Annotated in this window: 15 protein-coding genes; 9 read left to right on the top strand and 6 right to left on the bottom strand. The window is 60.6% G+C overall.

Annotated features, from left to right (window positions below; translation table 11 throughout):
• The first annotated feature begins 217 nt into the window (after nucleotides 1-217).
• Nucleotides 218-982 carry a transcriptional regulator GlcC gene (glcC, locus tag CAL20_RS25385; RefSeq protein ID WP_094839383.1) on the top strand — a complete coding sequence of 255 codons (765 nt, stop codon included), beginning with the start codon at nucleotides 218-220 and terminating at the stop codon, nucleotides 980-982.
• Nucleotides 983-1,055: 73 nt separating this feature from the next.
• Here the strand turns inward: glcC and CAL20_RS25380 are convergent, their stop codons facing one another.
• From CAL20_RS25380 to CAL20_RS25365, 4 genes are all read right to left on the bottom strand, one after another.
• Nucleotides 1,056-1,448, bottom strand: a complete 393-nt coding sequence (locus tag CAL20_RS25380) for a DUF4148 domain-containing protein (RefSeq protein WP_094839382.1) — start codon at nucleotides 1,446-1,448, stop codon at nucleotides 1,056-1,058.
• Nucleotides 1,449-1,714: 266 nt separating this feature from the next.
• Complete coding sequence (locus CAL20_RS25375) at nucleotides 1,715-2,134, bottom strand: DUF1090 domain-containing protein (RefSeq protein WP_094839381.1); 420 nt, start codon at nucleotides 2,132-2,134, stop codon at nucleotides 1,715-1,717.
• Nucleotides 2,135-2,168: 34 nt separating this feature from the next.
• Nucleotides 2,169-3,092, bottom strand: coding sequence for a 4-hydroxybenzoate octaprenyltransferase (gene ubiA / locus CAL20_RS25370; RefSeq protein ID WP_094839395.1), 924 nt, complete (start codon nucleotides 3,090-3,092; stop codon nucleotides 2,169-2,171).
• 75 nt (nucleotides 3,093-3,167) lie between these two features.
• Nucleotides 3,168-4,367, bottom strand: coding sequence for an aminotransferase-like domain-containing protein (locus CAL20_RS25365; RefSeq protein ID WP_094839380.1), 1,200 nt, complete (start codon nucleotides 4,365-4,367; stop codon nucleotides 3,168-3,170).
• A gap of 128 nt (nucleotides 4,368-4,495) precedes the next feature.
• Between CAL20_RS25365 and CAL20_RS25360 the strand changes: the two genes are divergently transcribed.
• From CAL20_RS25360 to CAL20_RS25325, 8 genes are all read left to right on the top strand, one after another.
• The gene (locus CAL20_RS25360) at nucleotides 4,496-4,987 is read left to right on the top strand and encodes a GAF domain-containing protein (RefSeq protein WP_094839379.1); all 492 of its coding nucleotides are present in this window, start codon (nucleotides 4,496-4,498) and stop codon (nucleotides 4,985-4,987) included.
• Between the two features lie 385 nt (nucleotides 4,988-5,372).
• Nucleotides 5,373-6,341, top strand: a complete 969-nt coding sequence (gene dapA / locus CAL20_RS25355) for a 4-hydroxy-tetrahydrodipicolinate synthase (RefSeq protein WP_094839378.1) — start codon at nucleotides 5,373-5,375, stop codon at nucleotides 6,339-6,341.
• Between the two features lie 151 nt (nucleotides 6,342-6,492).
• Nucleotides 6,493-7,269 (top strand): sterol desaturase family protein, encoded by a 777-nt coding sequence (locus CAL20_RS25350; RefSeq protein WP_094839377.1) that lies wholly within the window; start codon nucleotides 6,493-6,495, stop codon nucleotides 7,267-7,269.
• 4 nt (nucleotides 7,270-7,273) lie between these two features.
• Nucleotides 7,274-8,179: a fatty acid desaturase gene (locus CAL20_RS25345; RefSeq protein ID WP_094839376.1), complete on the top strand. Its 906-nt coding sequence runs from the start codon at nucleotides 7,274-7,276 to the stop codon at nucleotides 8,177-8,179.
• Between the two features lie 18 nt (nucleotides 8,180-8,197).
• Complete coding sequence (locus CAL20_RS25340; RefSeq protein ID WP_094839375.1) at nucleotides 8,198-10,144, top strand: StlD/DarB family beta-ketosynthase; 1,947 nt, start codon at nucleotides 8,198-8,200, stop codon at nucleotides 10,142-10,144.
• 2 nt (nucleotides 10,145-10,146) lie between these two features.
• Entirely contained in the window at nucleotides 10,147-11,049 is a 903-nt protein-coding gene (locus tag CAL20_RS25335) for a DUF6999 family protein (RefSeq protein WP_094839374.1), read from the top strand.
• Nucleotides 11,050-11,106: 57 nt separating this feature from the next.
• Nucleotides 11,107-12,738, top strand: a complete 1,632-nt coding sequence (locus CAL20_RS25330; protein ID WP_094824124.1) for a GMC family oxidoreductase — start codon at nucleotides 11,107-11,109, stop codon at nucleotides 12,736-12,738.
• Nucleotides 12,739-12,941: 203 nt separating this feature from the next.
• Entirely contained in the window at nucleotides 12,942-14,234 is a 1,293-nt protein-coding gene (locus tag CAL20_RS25325; protein WP_094839373.1) for a putative Na+/H+ antiporter, read from the top strand.
• Between the two features lie 27 nt (nucleotides 14,235-14,261).
• Here the strand turns inward: CAL20_RS25325 and CAL20_RS25320 are convergent, their stop codons facing one another.
• Both CAL20_RS25320 and CAL20_RS25315 read right to left on the bottom strand, forming a co-directional pair.
• Nucleotides 14,262-16,682 (bottom strand): TonB-dependent siderophore receptor, encoded by a 2,421-nt coding sequence (locus CAL20_RS25320; protein WP_094824126.1) that lies wholly within the window; start codon nucleotides 16,680-16,682, stop codon nucleotides 14,262-14,264.
• Nucleotides 16,683-16,956: 274 nt separating this feature from the next.
• Complete coding sequence (locus tag CAL20_RS25315; RefSeq protein ID WP_094824127.1) at nucleotides 16,957-17,994, bottom strand: FecR family protein; 1,038 nt, start codon at nucleotides 17,992-17,994, stop codon at nucleotides 16,957-16,959.
• Between the last annotated feature and the right edge of the window lie 3 nt (nucleotides 17,995-17,997).

Here is a 17,997-nt window from a genome sequence, read left to right as displayed (position 1 = left end):
TCGCAAAAAATCAGGGGCGGGCGCAACCAGCGCGGTGAACCTACATGATCGGGGCATGCGGGCACGATGTCTACCTTTGAACCCGCTGGTCATACCAGTTTATTTGGCGTGAATTTGCGGGGGAGGGCTTTTTTATGTTTCTATTTCAATTACTTGACCGGATCTCGCATGCATGCGGCATGCGAGAGGATTACCCGGTCATACCAGTGAGCTCCGTATGGAAACAGAAACTGCGACAGCAGGACGCCAGGTCGCCGACGTGGTGGCCGAACGTATTGAACGCCTGATCATGGATGGCGTGCTCAAAGCCGGGCAGGCCTTGCCGTCCGAGCGCCGCCTGACGGAAAAGCTCGGCGCCTCTCGCACCGCCCTGCGCGAGGGGCTGAAACTCTTGCGCGCACGCGGCATCATTCACACCGAACAAGGCAAGGGCTCATTCGTCGCTCCGATTTCACAGGTGGATGCGGGGCCGCTGGTGCATTTGTTCCATTCCCAGCCGCGCACGCTGTATGACTTGCTGGAGGTGCGCGCCCTGCTCGAGGGCGAATCTGCACGCCTGGCGGCGATTCGAGGAACCGAGGCGGACTTCATCATGATCCGCCGGCGGTATCAGGCCATGATGGACGCGCATGAGCAGGACACCGATATTGCGACGCACGCCCATCTGGACCACACTTTTCATTTGGCCGTGTGCGAGGCCTCGCATAACCCAGTGCTGACGCACACATTGCAGTCGCTGACGGATCTGATGCTGGGATCGGTGTTTGCCTGCGTGAATAATCTGTACCATCGCCAGCCGCACAAGCAGCAGATCGATCGCCAGCACACGGCCGTGTTCGAGGCGGTGACGGCGCGTCTGCCGGATCAGGCCCATCAAGCTGCCACGGATCATGTCAACAGCGTGCGGCAAAGCTTGGGCGAGATTGAGCAGGAAGAACAGCGCCTGGTACGGGCGACGCTACGCTTGGAGGGCTGGGCGTAGTCCCAGACGCACAAAGGCCTCCCGAAGGAGGCCAGTGTGCCGGGGGAGGAGGGGGGACCCCCGATCGGGACAATCAGCTATTGGACGGCGGATAGTCCAGGTCGCCGAACGAGTAGTTGCCCGAAGCTTTGGCTTCGGCCAGTTCGGCTTGTACTTGAGCGCGGGTCAGGTGGCTGCCATGGTCGGCCACGGTGGCGGGGTAATCTTCTTCGCCGTAGGTCACGAGGCCGGCAGCCTTGGCTTGGGCCAATTGAGCTTGGACTTCAGCGCGGCTGAGGCTGGGGCCTTGGGCGGCGACGGTGGGCGGATAGTCCAGATCACCAAAGCTGTATTGGCCGGTGGCCTTGGCCTCGGCCAGTTCGGCCTGGACTTGGGCGCGGGTCAGGGGTTGTGTGTTGGTATCAGCGGCTTGGGCGCCGGTGGCGACACCCAGGGATAACAGGATGGCAGTAGCAAGGGTTTTCATGACGATCTCCAGTTCATTGTCTTGGGACCATCCCACCCGGCAGTTGAATTTTTAGGGGTGTGATTGTTGCCCGTTGAAGACATTGTGTGCCTGTTGAGACCTGGGATAAACCCTAGTTTCCTGAAAATATTTTTCCAAAAATACGGATAATTGGTGACGGTTTTGTGAAAACCGTGCGATTTAGATGATAAATGGAATAGACGAGCCAGGCTCGTCTATCGGATATCTATCGCCGATGTGTGCGGGCAGGGATCCCGCCTGAGCGGCTAGCGCTGCAGCTCGTCTTCCGCGTCTTTCAGATCGGCCTGGGCTTCTTCGAGTTTGCGTTGAGCCTTGTTGATCTTGTCTTGCTTGCCTTTGGCGCGGGCCTCGGCCAGCTCTTCTTCGCGTTCCTGGACTTCCTCTTTGCGTTCGTCGATGGCCTGCAGGCGATCTTTGCGTAGCGACTCGTCCGTGCAGGATCCGCGCGCCTCGGATAGCGCGCGGCGCAGGCCCGCCTCGCGATGGGTATTGCCGTTGGCTTGTGCGGCAGCGATGTCGTTTTCGATGTGGCAGAACTTGGCCGCGCAACTGCGCAGGGCGCTGCAGTCCTGGATGGCGGCCGCGGGGGCGGCCTGGGCGCAGAGCGCGGGGGCGATCAGGACAGTACTGGCAACCCAGTAGGAAAGACGGGGTAGAACGGACATGGTGGCTCCTGGTTGCATGCCCGTTGCCCGGGCGTCAGATGAGTGTACCGGCCAACGCTGCCGCGATCAGCAGCACGCCAGTCCAGAGGTTCGCACGGAACAGCATCAAGCTGCGTGCAGGCCGTTGCAGGTCAAAAATATACAGTTGCCAGGCCAAGTGCACCGCGACGGCAAAGATGCCGGCTTGATAAGCCCAGCTCATGCCGATATCGTAGCCGCCCCATGCCCATAGGGCGATCGTCGCGATATAAAACCCGCCGATCCATTGTTTGCCGCGGGCACCGAATCGCAGGGCCGTCGAACGCAGGCCGAGCTGCTGATCGTCGCGCACGTCGATGTAGGCATAAATACTGTCATAGCCGACTTGCCACAACACCGCACCCAGCCACATGGCAATGGCGCCCAACGGTACGGTGTTTTGCGTATCGGACCACGCCATCAGCATGCCCCAGTTAAAGCAGATACCCAATACCACCTGCGGCCAGTACGTGACGCGCTTGCACAATGGGTAGATGAACACGAACGGCAGGACGGCGATAGCCAGCCAACGGCTCATCTCGTTAATGAAAAACAGCAATGATGCGCAGACCAGCAATTGGCCCAACAGGAACCATACGGCCTGGCGCATGCTGAGTTGGCCGCTGGTCAGCGGGCGAAACCGGGTGCGTTCGACATGCTTGTCGATATCGCGGTCGCACATGTCATTGACCGTGCAGCCGATGCCGCGCATCAGCAATGCGCCGAGCGAAAACACGATCAGACGCACCAGGTCCGGCAGGCCGCCGGCGGCCTGGATCAGCGCCGCGATACATGGCAAGAGCGTCAGCCACGTGCCAATAGGACGATCCAGGCGGCATAGACGGGCGTAGGGACGCCACGATTTCGGTAGCCAACGTTCGACCCAGTCAGTAAAGACAATGTCGTTCAGATCGGGAGAGGGGGTTTGCTGCGCGCTCACCATAATGACAACTCGATGGATAGGCGTGTGCTGGGACCAGGCGGCGCCGTGGAATGCGCCGCCCAACGTAAGGAATCAGACGTATTGTTTGATCAACTTGCCCAGAATGGCAATGCCGGAGCGAATCTTGTCCTCGGGGACGGTGACAAAGCTCAGGCGCAAGGTGTTGGTCTGGGGCTTGCCCGCATAGAACGGCTTGCCAGGCACAAAGGCCACGTTGTGCTCGATGGCCTGGGCCAGCAGCTTGGTGCTGTCGATGTGTTCCGGCAACGTGACCCACAGGAACATGCCGCCTTCGGGGACTGTCCACTTGACGGTGTCGGGGAGTTCCTGCGCCAGGGCATCGAGCATACAGCGGCCTTGTACCCGATAGATTTCGCGTACGGTCGGCAGGTGTTCTTCGAGGAAGCCATCTTTTACCGCCTCGTAGACAGCCATCTGGGTCAGCGTCGGCGTGTGCAGGTCGGTAGCTTGTTTGGCCTGAACCAGCTTGTCGATGATGCTGCGATGGGCAGCGATGTAACCCAAGCGCAGACCCGGCGCCAGGACTTTCGAGAATGTGCCCAGGCGGATGACGTTGGCGCCGTATTCGCTGGCCAGGGCCAGCAGCCCCGGCTGCGGTTCGCCGGCGTAGCGCAATTCGCCGTAGGGATCGTCTTCGACGATGGGCAGGCCCAGTTGGGCAGCGCGCTGGACCAGGGCCTTGCGGCGTTCCAGCGTCAGTGTGCGGCCAGTGGGATTCTGGAAATTAGGCAGGGCGTACAGAAAACGGGCGCCGGCGGCCAGCTCGGGCGTGATGGCCTCGGGGATCAGGCCGCCCTCGTCGGTGGCGACGGGGACGAACTTGGGCTGGTACAGGCTGAACGATTGCAGGGCGCCCAAGTAGCTGGGGTCTTCGACCAGGACTTTGCTGCCCTCGTCGATCAGGACTTTGCCCAGCAGATCCAGGGCTTGTTGCGAGCCGGAGACGATCAGGATCTGATCGGGCGTGACCTTTGCGCCGGCGCGGTTCAGATCCTCGGCTACCCATTTGCGCAGCGGGGCATAGCCCTCGGTGGGACCATATTGCAGGGCTGCGCGGCCGTTGTCGGCCAATACCTTGTCGAACGCCGCTCGTACCACTTCTACCGGGAATCCGCTGGGGGCCGGCAGGCCACCGGCAAAGGAAATCACCTCGGGACGTTCGGTGACTTTGAGGATTTCGCGGATGGCGGAGCTGGTGAGCTGTTGGGCGCGTTGGGAAAACACGCACACGGGTTCGAGAGGCTGATCCATGGGAAACTTTGGAGAAAGAACGGAAAAATGAACAAATATTGTCCCACAACGACGTGGGGCCGCCGTCACACGGGGCGGCTGGGCCTAAAATCACTTGGTTCGAAAGTTGCCTGTACAGTTACATTTCCATGTTTACCGCCACTGACCTGCCTACCGATAACAAACCGCGTTTTTACGCTGAACTGGCCGCCCAGGCCCGCGCGTTGTTGACCAGCGAAACGGACCGTATTGCGAATGCCGCCAATTTTGCGGCGTTGGCGTATCAGGCGCTGCCTACGATTAATTGGGCGGGTTTCTATTTCTATAACGGCCAAGAGCTCGTGCTGGGGCCTTTTCAGGGCAAACCGGCCTGCGTGCGCATTGCGCTGAATCGCGGCGTGTGCGGCGCAGCGGCAAGCCAGCGGCAGACGCAGGTCGTGGCGGATGTGCATGCGTTTCCGGGGCATATTGCTTGCGACGCGGCATCGCGTTCCGAAGTCGTGGTACCGCTGGTGCTCAACGGCGAATTGTTGGGCGTCTGGGATGTGGACAGCCCCGAACCCGGCCGTTTCGACGACGAGGATCGTCAAGGGATGGAGGCGTTGTGTGCCGTATTCCTGGAAAGTCTCGGGCAGCGCTGAGGTCTTCCTAGGCGGCGTGTCAGGACGCTTTCGTATCTGTGGCTCAGAAAATCGGCGGCTCCTTGAAACGTCGCCGCGAATTGACAGCTTTGCCGCGGCCCGGTAGATTTCGGTTTCTTCTACGCCCACTTCGCGTACGCGTTATTTTTCCAATGTTTCCGGCCATCCGCTCCGTTGTTGCTCTCCGCGCTAGCTGCGTGGGGCTGACGTGCGTCGGCCTGAAATCCAAAAAACAGCCGCTCATCTGACCGGAGCATGCTGTTCCGTCAGATGGGCGACGGAACAGCGGCAAACCCGGCGGCATGACCCGCGGCGATTTTCCCCCAGCATCCTTAGCACTTCTGCACGGTTCCTTTGACGGTCCGCATTGCATCAGGAGTGCTTTATGTCGAGTTCTGCTTCTACTTCGATTTTCCAGGGTGTCTGGATTCCTTTGGTGACGCCGTTCAGCGGCGAGGTGGGCCGCCAGTCAAAGACTCGGCGGGGCGGGCATGTTTTCACTGACACCGTGGACGGCGGCGCGTTGCGGCGCCTGGTCCGTCACTACGTGTCCGCAGGTGTGGATGGGCTGGTGGTTTGCGGCAGTACAGGCGAGGCCGCGGCGCTAGATGATGCGGAACAATTGGCCGTGCTCGATACCGTGCTCGACGAAGCGCAGGGCCTGCCAGTGGTCATGGGGCTGGCGGGGAACCATCAAGGGCATGTGATGCAGCGCCTGGCGGCATTCGGAACGCGGCCGCTGGCGGGGGTGTTGACGCCTGCGCCCTACTACGTGCGCCCGGGGCAACGGGGTGCGCTGGCGTACTTTCGCGCGCTGGCCGACGCCTCGCGTGTGCCGCTGGTGCTTTACGACATTCCTTACCGCACGGGGGCGATCCTGGAGACCGAGACGTTGCTGGAACTGGCCAGGCACGACAACATCGCCGCGATCAAGGATTGTGGCGGTTCGCTGGATAAGACGGTGGCCTTGATCGCCGATGGCGGCATGCAGGTGATGGCGGGCGAGGATCTGCAGGCATTGTCCACCATGTGTCTGGGCGGCAGCGGCATGATTGCGGCTGCCGCACATATACGGCCGGATCTGTTCGTGGCAATGCATCGCGCGGTACAGACGCAACAATTGGAAGTGGCGCGCGGGCTGTTCCATGCCTTGGCTCCCGCGATTCGCCTGGTGTTTGCCGAGCCGAATCCGGGTCCGCTCAAGGCGCTCTTAGCCCGGCAGGGGCTGCTTTCCGACGCGCTGCGCGCCCCGATGCCCAACGCCAGTGCTGCCCTGGCAGCAGAGTTGGAAGCGGTGGTTATCGGGTTGAATCAGGCGTTTCCGATTGCGGGCCGGCTGGGCATCGCGGCTTGATGCGTGGGCAGCCGGCGCCGCCGTTCAGAGGATGCCGCATACTGCTTGGCAGCATCCTCCGAACGGCGGGCGACGCCAACGCGTACATATTCCTGCCATATTGCTATGATGCGGCCATCCTGAATAGCTCCGCAGTGAGCTATGGAGTTCCATGGCGCATATTTTTGAGTCACTGTCGGCGTGGCAGGTCATGATGGCGGGCCTGCTGTTTTTCGGCGGTATCTATCTGTTGTTCGGCACGGCGACCTGGCTGCTGACCCGCTATGTCTTGCCGGCGTTGGGGATTGGCGGGCCGTTGGACCCGCGTCCTTTGGCCCCCGGCCAACTGCGTCGTGAGTTGACGCAGTCAGGGGTGTCCATCCTGATCTTTGGGCTGGGCATGATCTTTCCCTGGGGCTTTTTGCAGCTCGGGTGGGCGCATCTCAATCCCAATGCGAGCGCCATGCAGATCGTTGTAGAGATCCTGGTATTGGTGGCGTGGAACGACGTGCATTTCTGGATCAACCATCGCCTGCTGCACACGCGGTGGTTGCGCCGCTTTCATCTGCCGCACCATCGTTCGGTGGTGACGACGCCGTTTTCGACCTACAGCTTTCATCCCATCGAGGCGCTGATGTTGGGTAATGTGATCCTGTTGCCCATGGTGCTGCATGATTTCAGCTTCTGGTCGCTGTTTTCGGTGCCGCTGTTCAGCCTGTTTTTCAACTGCGTGGGGCATGCCAACTACGATTTTTTTCCGCGCGTGTCGTACGCGCACTGGTTTGCCGCCAGCCGCCGGCATCATCTGCACCACGCTTGCTACAACGGCAACTATGGTTTCCAGTTCACGTTCATGGACCGTTTATTCCGTACGCGGTTAACGGCAGATGCGGCGTCGGCACAGTTGGCCGCGGCCAGCCGGCGAGGCGCGATTGAGCCTCGGGGCTAGCGCCATGGCACGCATGAGAGGGTCGCGCCGGCTGCCCATGCTGCGTCATTGGCGTGACGTGCAAAGCCTGGCTTATATGGCCGCTTTGCCGGCATTGATGGCGTGGCAGTGGATCTACGGACTGAATTGGCTGCTGTATGGGTTGATGTTGTTTTTGACATTGGGCATCGGCGTCGTGCATCACAACCACACGCACTTGCGCATGTGGCGTCATCGTGGCGCGAACCGGGCGACGGATATGGCGCTGACCTTATTGCAGGGCCATCCCACGTTTGTGTTTTTTCCTGCTCATGCGGGCAATCATCATCGCTATCAACATGGGCCGCGTGATGTGGCGCGGACCTATCGCTATGGGGGCGATACGAATCACCTCGCGGGGTATTTACTGCACCCGTTTCAGGCGGTGTGGAGCTTGTATCCCCTGTTCTGGCGCTGGTTGGCGCGGTTGCGCCGATACTGGCCAGGGGCGCTGCGCTATTGTCTTTGGCAGTATGCCGCGTGGCTGAGTTTATGGGGCGGGCTGTTGGCAGTAAATCCGTCCAAGGCTTTGGTGTTCGTGATTGTGCCGCAGCTGCATGGCTTGCATTGGTTGCTGGCGACGAATTACTTGCAGCATGCCCACACTGATGGTGGGCCTGAGCGTCGTGTGCGGTTGAGCTATGCGCGCAATTTTGAAGGCTGGGTCAATCCCTTGCTGTTCAACATCGGATTGCATACCGCGCATCACGAACATGGCCGCGCGCATTGGTCCGACCTGACGCGTCTGCATGTTCAACATTATCGCCATCGCGTCGATCCCATGCTGATCGAACGCGGCCTGGTCCCGTACATGTTGCGGGTATTTGTGTTGGCGCTGATCTGGCCGCGCTGCCGTAGTCGCTCATTGATGCGGCCGGAACATATTACTTAAGTAGGAGCGTTCCTTCTCATGCCTGTTGCCTTTGACCGCGTGTATCTGGAAAGCGCCGGCTATTTCATGCCGGGCGAGCCCGTGAACAATGAGGATATGGATCGCTACATTGCGCCGCTGAACCGCATATCGGGCCGTATCAAGCAGCGCATTCTGGCTGAAAATGGCATCAAGCAGCGGTATTACTCGATCGACGAGACGGGCAATACGCGCTGGACGAATGCTGCGCAAGCTGCGCAGGCTATCGGTGATTGTCTGCGCCGGCAGGATCGTACGCTGAACGAGGTGTCGTTGCTGACCTGCGGTTCCTCGGGCGGCGATGCCTTGATGCCGGGCTTTGCCAATATGATCCAAGGCGAGTTGGCTGCACCGCCGATGGAGACCTTGTCCGTGCATGGCATTTGCGCGGCGGGGGTGTCGGCGATCCAGGCGGCAGCACAGGGGATTGAGCTGGGCGCGCATCATCGCGCGTTAGCGGTCGCCAGCGAGATGCCCTCGAGGTTGTTCAAGCGCTCGCGCTTTGCTGCGCGAGGTTATGACGCAGACTTTGATTCGCATTTTCTGCGCTGGATGTTGTCGGATGGGGCGGGCGCATTGCTGCTGGGCAATAGCGGCGCCGCATTGCCGGGAGCGTCGTCGGGGGTGCGATTGCGACTGAAGTGGATCCATCAACGCGCGTTTTCCGGCGACTATCCGGTATGCATGCAGCTGGGCTTGCCTGCCGAGGGCGGCCAGGGGCATTTGGACTACGCGTCGTGGACCGACGCCGAGGCAGCTGGCGCATTGTCGCTGCGTCAGGATATTCGCCTGTTGCCGCATCTGTTCGATATAGGCATTCATGAATATGTGAGCCTGGTGCGTGACGGCTGGGTGAATCCTGAACGGGTGGACCATTTCCTGTGTCACTACTCGTCAGAGAAATTCATTCCGGTCGTGGCCGATCTCATGGAAAAAGCGGGGCTGGAGATTCCTCGCGAGCGATGGTTCAGCAACCTGGCCTGGCGTGGGAACACCGGTGCGGCATCGATTCTGATCATGCTGGCGGAGTTCCTTGAAACGCATACCCTCACGCCCGGACAGCAAGTCTTTTGCTACATCCCGGAGTCTGGGCGGTTCATGACGGCATATATGTTGTTCGAGGCCGAGGCTGTCGATGCGCCGTTGTCGGTCTCGTCGTCCACCACGGGTCAGGCTGCCGCGACGGTACGGCCGGGGGCGCCCGTGAGTGCATCGGTGCATAGCGATGATGCCGATACGATTGCGCCGCCGCACGATCCCGAGCAAGCCCCACAGGGGCTGGGGCCGCTATTGACGGAGTTGGCTTCGATCTGGCACGACTACCGTTCCCGCGTCTGGCGTACGCCTGTCGTGCGGCGTTTGCGCGAGCGCCGTTTCGTCACGGCAGATTATTTGAACTGGATGGAGCAGTGGATCCCTCAGGTGCGCGAAGGCAGCAAGTGGATGCGCGAGGGGGCGGCATCGCTCACTGATACGTATCAGACCCTGGCGGAGTTGATTGGCGTACATGCAGGCGAGGAACAGAACGATTTCCAGATTCTGTTCCAGGATTATCGAAACGCGGGCGGCACAATCGCCGACATCGATGCGTTGCGCCGCAATCCCGGCGGCGAGGCCTTGAACGCCTATCTGCATGCCTTGGCAGCGACGAAGGATCCAATTGGACTGCTGGGCGCGATCTACATCATTGAAGGCACAGGCCAACGCATTGTGCCGGCGTTATTGCCGCTCTTGAAGGCGAGCCTGGATTTGCCCCCGGATCGATTCCGCTTCCTGGAATATCACGGGCACAATGACGAGAACCATCTGGCGCGTTGGCTGATGGCGGTGGAGTTGGCGCTGGACGCTGATGATCGCGGCCGGGCCGAGCGCCATATCGTGGATACGGCGCGCCGCACAGCGGCGCTCTATCTGATGCAATTCCATCACGTGATGGAGGCCGAATAATCATGAGTTCCCGCACCCCTGAGTTTTTGACGCGCGAACACGATCCGGCGGATCCAAGTCCGTGGTTGGCGCTCTATCTGGATCGCAGCACGCCTTTGCCCGATGCTGTGAAAGAGGCATGGCTGGCGGATTCCAGTTGTGGATCGCGCCAGTATTTGTTGCCTTTTTTGCGGCCCTTGGCGCGTGCGTTCATCATCTTGATCCAAGTCGTCAAGACGTTCCTGCCGCGCAAGTGGTCACATTCGAAACTGCTGCACCGGATCTTGGCGTGGGGGCTGGAACACTTTGTGTCGCCCGAGGCCAATTGGCTGATCCTGCGGCATTTTCATCTGGGGGCGCAGGTCTTGTCGTTCATCTCACGCAATGCGCCGGTGCAGGTGTCGACCACGCCGCTGGAGCCCATGTGTATTGCGGATCTGAAGGACGAACTTTTCGTCAAACACGATCTGAACCTGTTCAACTTTGTGATCCGCTTGAATGGCGCACTGCGCGAGGCGGGTGTGGAAATGCATGCGCCCGAGAAAGTGGATTTTTCGATGATCCGCGATCCCGGTTTGCGGCTGCAAGACATGCCGCAACGCAAACGGAATTTTCTGGATCTGCAAAGCGCGATCGAGTTGTTCACGCCGCTATATCAATTGATGTTGACCGACAATGATTTCTGGCGAGCGGCGAATTCGTTGCAATTGGACGAAACGGTCGGGATCTATGCTGCGCAGATCCTGGGCGCGCCGCAGCATTTGATTCTGGTGAACAACAAACATCCCTTGGTGCCGTTGTCGACCTTGCGTGCTGGCTATCGGTTGGTGCTGCACGGCTTGTCGACCGAGATGTTGCACAGTCTGTTGATGCGCGCGAAAAGCGAGGCCGAGGCCGCCGATTTTCCGGCATCGCAGGCAGCATAAGATCCGCTGTGCTGGCATACTGAAGGAAACCCGAACAAGATAACGGAGACAAAACCCATGGTGGCCGAGACGGGCAGTACCGATCTGGTGTTTGATTACATCGTGGTGGGCGCAGGGTCGGCAGGATGTCTGCTGGCCAATCGTTTGTCGTCGGATCCAGGCAAGCGCGTGTTGTTGCTGGAAGCCGGTGGCCGCGATAACTGGCATTGGATTCATATTCCGGTCGGTTATCTGTATTGCATCGGAAATCCGCGCACCGATTGGTGCTATCGCACGCATCCCGATCCGGGCCTGAACGGGCGCAGCCTGGGCTATCCGCGTGGCCGCGTGTTGGGCGGCAGTTCGTCAATCAACGGCATGATTTATATGCGCGGCCAGCGCGCAGACTATGACGGTTGGGCGGCGTTGGGCAATACAGGATGGGGATGGGATGAGGTGCTGCCGTTTTTCATGCGCACCGAAGACCATCATGCCGGGGCGTCAGACTTTCACGGTGCGGGGGGTGAATGGCGTGTCGAGCGTCAGCGCTTGTCGTGGGATCTGCTCGATGCGTTTCGTGCCGCGGCGGCTCAGGCCGGGATCGCGTCCGTGTCCGATTTCAACCGGGGCGATAACGAGGGATGCGACTATTTCGAGGTCAATCAGCGCCGCGGTATGCGCTGGAGTGCAGCGAGGGCTTTTCTCAAACCGGCGGCGAGCCGATCCAATTTGCATGTCATGACGGGCGCGCGCGTGTCGCGCATCGTGTTCCAGAATCGACGCGCCGAGGGTGTGACGTTTCGTCTGGGCGACGGCAGCGAACAAATCGCTCGCGCGCGGGCCGAGGTCATCCTGGCCGCAGGTGCGATCGGATCGCCGCAATTGCTGCAGGTGTCCGGTGTCGGGCCGGCGGCATGGTTGCAGGCACGTGGCATACCGGTGCTGCACGATCTGCCGGGGGTAGGCGAAAACCTGCAAGACCATTTGCAATTGCGCATGATCTACCGCGTCACTGGCGCCAAGACCTTGAATGCCATGGTGGGCTCGTTATGGGGCAAGGCGCTGATGGGGGCGCAGTATGCCTTTGGACGGCGCGGGCCGCTCAGCATGGCGCCATCGCAGTTGGGCGCATTCGCGCGATCCGGTCCTGAACAAGAGCGCGCGAATGTGCAGTACCACGTGCAGCCCTTGTCGCTCGAAAAATTCGGCGAGCCTTTGCATGCTTTTCCGGCATTTACGGCTTCGGTCTGCAATCTGCGGCCCACCAGCCGTGGCCATGTGCGGGTCACGAGCCCGCAAGCAGATGATGCGCCTGAGATCCTGTGCAATTATTTATCGACCGAGGCCGACCGGCGAGTGGCGGCCGATAGTATTCGACTCACCCGCCGTATTGTGTCGCAGCAGGCGCTGGCATGTTACGCCCCAGAGGAATACAAACCAGGAAACGCCTTGCAGACCGATGAGGATCTGGCGCGCGCAGCCGGCGACATCGGCACCACGATTTTTCATCCGGTAGGGACATGCAAAATGGGTGTGGATCCCTTGGCGGTGGTGGACCCTGAGTTGCGTGTACATGGCTTGCAAGGCTTGCGTGTCATCGATGCGTCGGTGATGCCGACAATCACGTCGGGCAATACCAATTCGCCCACGGTCATGATCGCCGAGAGAGGCGCGCATTTTCTTCATGCCAGTGCGAAAGCTGGCGCGTGATCTGCCTGCACGACTGATCCGGTGTGAGACAACCCCTCTGTTCAGAGGGGCATAGGCCTATCGTCTGGACGCGATGCGCGTGGCTAGGGCAAATGCTTAGTCCATGGGCGCATGCCGCACAAATCGCTGAGTTATAGTCCCTGAGTTTTCCTGCACGCCGCGATCGATGTGGGGGTGCACTGCTATGTTTCAGGGTTTCTCCTATGCCAGATACTATTGAGCTTGTCGCCACTATCTTGTTTGCGGTGGCGGTTATCCACACCTTTTCCGTACCGATCTTTGCGCGCCTGGCGCATCGCAATGGCCCGCATGCGGGGGTATGGCATTTGCTGTCCGAGGTGGAGGCCGTATTCGGCGTCTGGGCTTTTGTGCTGATCGTGTGCATGGCGCTGCTCAGCGGCAGCGAGGCGGCCATCCGTTATGTAGATACGCGTAACTTCACTGAACCGCTTTTTGTATTTGTGATCATGGTGGTGGCAGCGAGTCGGCCGATCCTCGAACTGGTGGGTTTGGTTGTGAGGGGCTTGGCGCGTTGTTTGCCGGTGCAACGCGAGGTCGCGACGTTTTTCGTTGTGATGTCGGTGGTGCCGCTGGGAGGTTCGTTCATCACTGAGCCGGCGGCGATGACACTGGCGGCAATTCTGTTGCGTGATGCTTATTTCTGCCGATCGGGACATACGCGTTTCAAATATCTGACGCTCGGCGTGCTGTTCGTCAACGTATCTATTGGCGGGGTGTTGACGGCCTATGCTGCGCCACCGGTCTTGATGGTGGCTTCCACGTTTGGATGGGATACGGCCTTTATGGCGACGCATTTCGGCTGGCGTGCTGCGATTGCCGTGTTCATCAATGCCGGGATTCTGACCTGGATCTGCCGTAGCGCCTTGATCGATCACAGTATCGGAACGGGCAATGGGGTCAATGCTGCGGAAGACGAACCCCCCAGGCGCGCTCCTGTGCCTCTGTTGATCATTCTGATTCACCTGGCATGTCTGGTGGGGATTGTGATGACAGCGCACCATCCGGCCGTCTTTTTGGGTTTGATGATGCTGTTCATCGGTTTTTCCCATGCGTATCGGCGCCATCAGGATCGTTTGCTGATCCGCGAGGGGCTGATGGTCGGCTTTTTCCTTGCGGGGCTGGTGGTGTTGGGCGGCCTGCAAAAATGGTGGCTGCAGGATTTGCTGGGCGGCTTGGAGCCCACTGTGTTGTTCTGGGGAGCAACCGCGTTGACGGCGATCACGGATAACGCCGCGTTGACCTATCTGGGCTCGCTGGTGGAAGGATCGAGTCCGACATGGCACTACATGCTGGTGGCTGGCGCGGTGACCGGAGGCGGATTGACGGTGATTGCCAATGCGCCCAACCCGGCAGGTTATGCGATTTTGCGCCCCTTCTTTCCCGACGAAGCAATCTCCGCGGGCAAGCTGTTCTTGTCTGCGCTGGTGCCTACACTGGTGGCGGCCGGGATGTTCTTGTTGCCGCTGGGGCGATAGTGTCCCGGTCCGCGATTACCCGTCCCGTTACCAACGATATTTCAGGCTGGCCGTGACCATGCGCGGAGCGCCTTCATAGCAATAGCCTGCGTCGCAGGTCGTGTAGTCCCTGTCAAAGAGATTCAAGGCATTGACCTGCGCGCTCCAACCCTTGAACGATGGCGATAGGCGTCCCAGGTCATAGCCGATTTTGGCGTCGGCCAGCAAATGCGCTGAGTTCTGGAATGTATTGGTCGCGTTGCCCCAACTGGTGCCGACATAGCGCAGGCCGAAACCGACATCCAGGCCCGCCAGTGCTGTGTCTGACTGAAATGTGTAATCGGTCCAGAGCGAGAACGTGTGCCGTGGTGTGCCGGAAAGCGTGCGCCCGTCGGTGTCCGGTGAGCCGGACATATTGACGGCCATCAGGTACGTATAGGCGCCGTGGACCTTCAGTCCCTGGGCCAGGTCGAGCATGCCCTCCAGTTCGATGCCGCGGCTGCGTACCTTCCCTGTCTGCACTTGAAATAGAGGGTTATTGGGATCCGTGACCAGCGCGTTGGACTGTTTGAGTTCGAAGACCGAAGCGGCGACATAGCTGTTCATGTTGCTCGGCGCGTACTTCACGCCTGCTTCGACCTGCCGCGCGGTGGTGGGGTCAAAGGTCTGGCCGTTGGCGTCGACGCTGCTAGTGGGCGCGAACGACGTCGAGTAGCTGACATAGGGAGCGATGCCGTTATCAAAAACATGCGTCAATCCGGCACGGCCCGTGAATTTGCGGTCGACGGTTTTTTCCCGGCTATCGGCGATCAGATCGTCCGCGATGCTGGTGCTCCAGTCATGACGCCCGGTGAGGGTCACGATCCAGCCGTCGAATTTGGCCTGTTCTTGCAGGTAGAGGCCGGTCTGACGTTGACGTTGGCGATAGCGCGAGGCGTCGGTCGGTGGGTCTTCCGTGGGGCCCAGCGGCTCGAGCGTCGAGGCATCGAGATCGGAGGCCGCGCCGTAGCCGATGCCGCCGTCCAGGCCGAGATAGGAATAATCCAGTCCCACGAGCAGCTTGTGCTCGACATCCCCTGTTTTGAAGTCGGCCTGCAATTGGTTGTCGACCACGAACGATTTAAGTTTGTCGTGTACATAGCCCGTGGAGCGGCTGATGGTATTGGCCTCGGTATCGATTTCGCCGAGACTGTTGTAGCGGACGTGGGTATTGACCTGGCCATAGCGCAGATTTTGCCGCACGGTAAAGGTGTCATTGAAGCGGTGTTCGGCCAGGTAGCCGACACGGAATTGCTCCTGATCCTGGCGGTTGTAGTCGCCGGTGGCGCCAGGCAGGTCCGAGCGGGCGCCGCCCCACGCATAATAAGGCAAGGCAGCAGGCGTTCTGGATTTCAGGTATTCGCCCAACAGGGTGACTTTGGTGTCGCCATTCGGTTGCCATGTGAATGCCGGGGCGATGGAGGTGATGTCGTTGTTGCCGCCACCATCGGTGTTCGGCGAACCGGCATCGCGTACGACGCCGGTCAGTCGATATAGCCACTGGCCGTCTTCGTCGGCGCGGCCGCCAATGTCGAATTGGCCCTGTTTGCGCTGGTAGTTGCCCGTCATGAGCTGGACTTCGCCGAATGGCTCGTCGATCGGGCGTTTTGAGGTGATGTCGACCAAACCGCCGGGGGAGCCTAGTCCATAGAGCGCCGAGCTGGGACCGCGCAGCACGGTGACGTTTTCCACGCTATAGGGTTCGACTTTGAATACCGACATGTTGGCGCCGGGTAGGCGCAGTCCGTCTCGGTAAATGCCGTTGTAGGTGACGTCGAAGCCGCGCAAGGTGAAGACATCAAATCGCGGGTCGAAGCCACTTTGCTCGGTACGTACACCGGGCGTGTAGGAGACGGCCTCCAGCAACGTCTGCACGTTGCGGTCATCCAACTCTTCGCGGGTGATGACGGAGGCCGATTGCGGTGTTTCCAGTAGCGAGGTGTCGGTTTTGGTGGCGGCGACGCTACGTGCCGCGACATAGCCTTGCGTTGATGGCGCACTGGCCACGGCAGTGACGGCGGGCAGTGTGGCCACCTCGTTTTGCGACGAGACGGGCGCCGGGCGCAGCACGTAGCCGGATTCGGTTTTGTAGGCGAGGTAGCCGCTGCCCCGCAGCAGCAGATTGAAGCCTGCTTCGATGCCATGGCTGCCACGCAGGCCGGGCGATGTCAGGCCTCGCAATTGGCGCGCGTCCATCGCAAGCGACACGCCCGCTTGCTGCGCGTACTGGTTCAACGCGTCAGCCAACGGCCCTGCGGGGATGTTGTACGTCACGGTTCTTGCCGCGGTCTGGGCAGAGGCGGGCAAGGCAAAGCCCAGCCCAAACGCCACAGGGCCGGAAAAGACCAAGCGTACGATCAGGCCGAAATGTGCGGGAGCCAATGAGGCGTGACGGCGCGCTGCGCTGCGGCGCTGGGCGGGTCGGGACATGGTTCGAGTTCCTTGTTTGCGTTGCAGATTTTTCGGTGTCCAAGACATGACGAACGAAACGCAGAAAGTGGAACCTCAAAAGGGAGAGATTTTTGTTGTCGGGCCGCCCCAAAACAAAAACGCCCCCTTGGGGGGCAGCAAGCCGAAGGCGCAGCGTGGGGGCGCTTTTTTTTGTTGCCGGGCCGCCCCAAGACAAAAACGCCCCCTTGGGGGGCAGCAAGCCGAAGGCGCAGCGTGGGGGCGCTTTTTTTGCCGGGCCGCCTCCAATGGAGTGTCACGGGCTCGGCGCAGGGGCATCGATCAGCACCAGGTAGTCGGTCAATGTCCGTACGCGCAGGATCGGGAAGCTGGCTTGCAACAGTTTTATGGCTTGGTCGGGCGCGTCCAGTGGCAGCACTGCGCTGACACGAATGCCCTCGATCTGGGGACGGTCGTAATAGATGAAGCCGCGCCGATGGCGCGCCAGTTCGTCCAGTATCTCCGCGAGGGGCCGGTCGGCCGCGACGAGCTGATGACGTTGCCAGGCGTCTTCGACTTGCGCGGGGATGATGGTTTCGGGGGCGCTCACGGCGTGCTCTGTAATACGTACGCGTTGTCCGGCCTGGATCTGGGCCGAGGCGCCGGCTTGGCTCTCGCATTGGGCGGCGGTCTGGACCGATGTGCGGGATTCGATCATGCTGAGTACGGTAACGTCATCGTCACGTTCGACCACAAAACGCGTACCCAGCGCACGCACGCAGCCGTGCGCGGTACTGACCACGAACGGCCGGGACGCGTCCTTGGCGACGCTGACCAGGACGTTGCCCTGTACGAGTTCAATGGCGCGGCGGCGAGAGTCATAGTGGAAATTCACGGCGCTGGCGCTGTCGAGCGTAATGCGTGTGCCGTCGGACAGAGTATGGGTTTTCCATTGGCCCGCAGACGTGTTCAGATCGGCCAACAAGTAAGTGGGCGGCGCGATGTGCAGCACCAGTGCGAGGGGGGCACATAGGGCGAGCAAGAGCAGCGCCGCGACGCTCAGACGCTTGGCGCGCCGCCGGCGGTCGTTGCAGGCCTGTACGGCGTCGAGCGCTGCACGTGCCGGCCGGCTATCGCCCGCCGCAGGCGCGCGTAGGTCCTGCAGCCGGCCGATCAACGATTCCATCGCGGCGGCTTCGGCCGCGTGGCGTGGATCCGCTCGTTTCCAGGCCTCGAATTCGAGTCGGGCACGTTCGCGCTCAGCCTGGTCATCGTCGGTGAGCCGTACGATCCAATGAGCGGCTTGTTCGGCCAATGGGCCCAGAGCAGGGCTGGCAGTCTCGAGCTTGGCCATGCC

It is taken from the genome of Bordetella genomosp. 4 (assembly GCF_002261185.1).
Lineage (GTDB): Bacteria > Pseudomonadota > Gammaproteobacteria > Burkholderiales > Burkholderiaceae_B > Bordetella_A.
The sequence above is the reverse complement of the archived record's forward strand: the minus strand, read 5'-3'. Positions and strand labels throughout refer to the sequence as shown.

Excerpts from the sequence above, each read along its gene's own strand:
- CAL20_RS25335 (WP_094839374.1), top strand. The coding sequence starts at position 10,147 with ATGAGTTCCCGCACCCCTGAGTTTTTGACGCGCGAACACGATCCGGCG.
- CAL20_RS25365 (WP_094839380.1), bottom strand. The coding sequence starts at position 4,367 with ATGGATCAGCCTCTCGAACCCGTGTGCGTGTTTTCCCAACGCGCCCAA.
- CAL20_RS25320 (WP_094824126.1), bottom strand. The coding sequence starts at position 16,682 with ATGTCCCGACCCGCCCAGCGCCGCAGCGCAGCGCGCCGTCACGCCTCA.
- CAL20_RS25360 (WP_094839379.1), top strand. The coding sequence starts at position 4,496 with ATGTTTACCGCCACTGACCTGCCTACCGATAACAAACCGCGTTTTTAC.
- CAL20_RS25350 (WP_094839377.1), top strand. The coding sequence starts at position 6,493 with ATGGCGCATATTTTTGAGTCACTGTCGGCGTGGCAGGTCATGATGGCG.
- CAL20_RS25345 (WP_094839376.1), top strand. The coding sequence starts at position 7,274 with ATGGCACGCATGAGAGGGTCGCGCCGGCTGCCCATGCTGCGTCATTGG.
- CAL20_RS25380 (WP_094839382.1), bottom strand. The coding sequence starts at position 1,448 with ATGAAAACCCTTGCTACTGCCATCCTGTTATCCCTGGGTGTCGCCACC.
- glcC (WP_094839383.1), top strand. The coding sequence starts at position 218 with ATGGAAACAGAAACTGCGACAGCAGGACGCCAGGTCGCCGACGTGGTG.
- CAL20_RS25315 (WP_094824127.1), bottom strand. The coding sequence starts at position 17,994 with ATGGCCAAGCTCGAGACTGCCAGCCCTGCTCTGGGCCCATTGGCCGAA.
- CAL20_RS25340 (WP_094839375.1), top strand. The coding sequence starts at position 8,198 with ATGCCTGTTGCCTTTGACCGCGTGTATCTGGAAAGCGCCGGCTATTTC.
- dapA (WP_094839378.1), top strand. The coding sequence starts at position 5,373 with ATGTCGAGTTCTGCTTCTACTTCGATTTTCCAGGGTGTCTGGATTCCT.
- CAL20_RS25375 (WP_094839381.1), bottom strand. The coding sequence starts at position 2,134 with ATGTCCGTTCTACCCCGTCTTTCCTACTGGGTTGCCAGTACTGTCCTG.
- CAL20_RS25330 (WP_094824124.1), top strand. The coding sequence starts at position 11,107 with ATGGTGGCCGAGACGGGCAGTACCGATCTGGTGTTTGATTACATCGTG.
- CAL20_RS25325 (WP_094839373.1), top strand. The coding sequence starts at position 12,942 with ATGCCAGATACTATTGAGCTTGTCGCCACTATCTTGTTTGCGGTGGCG.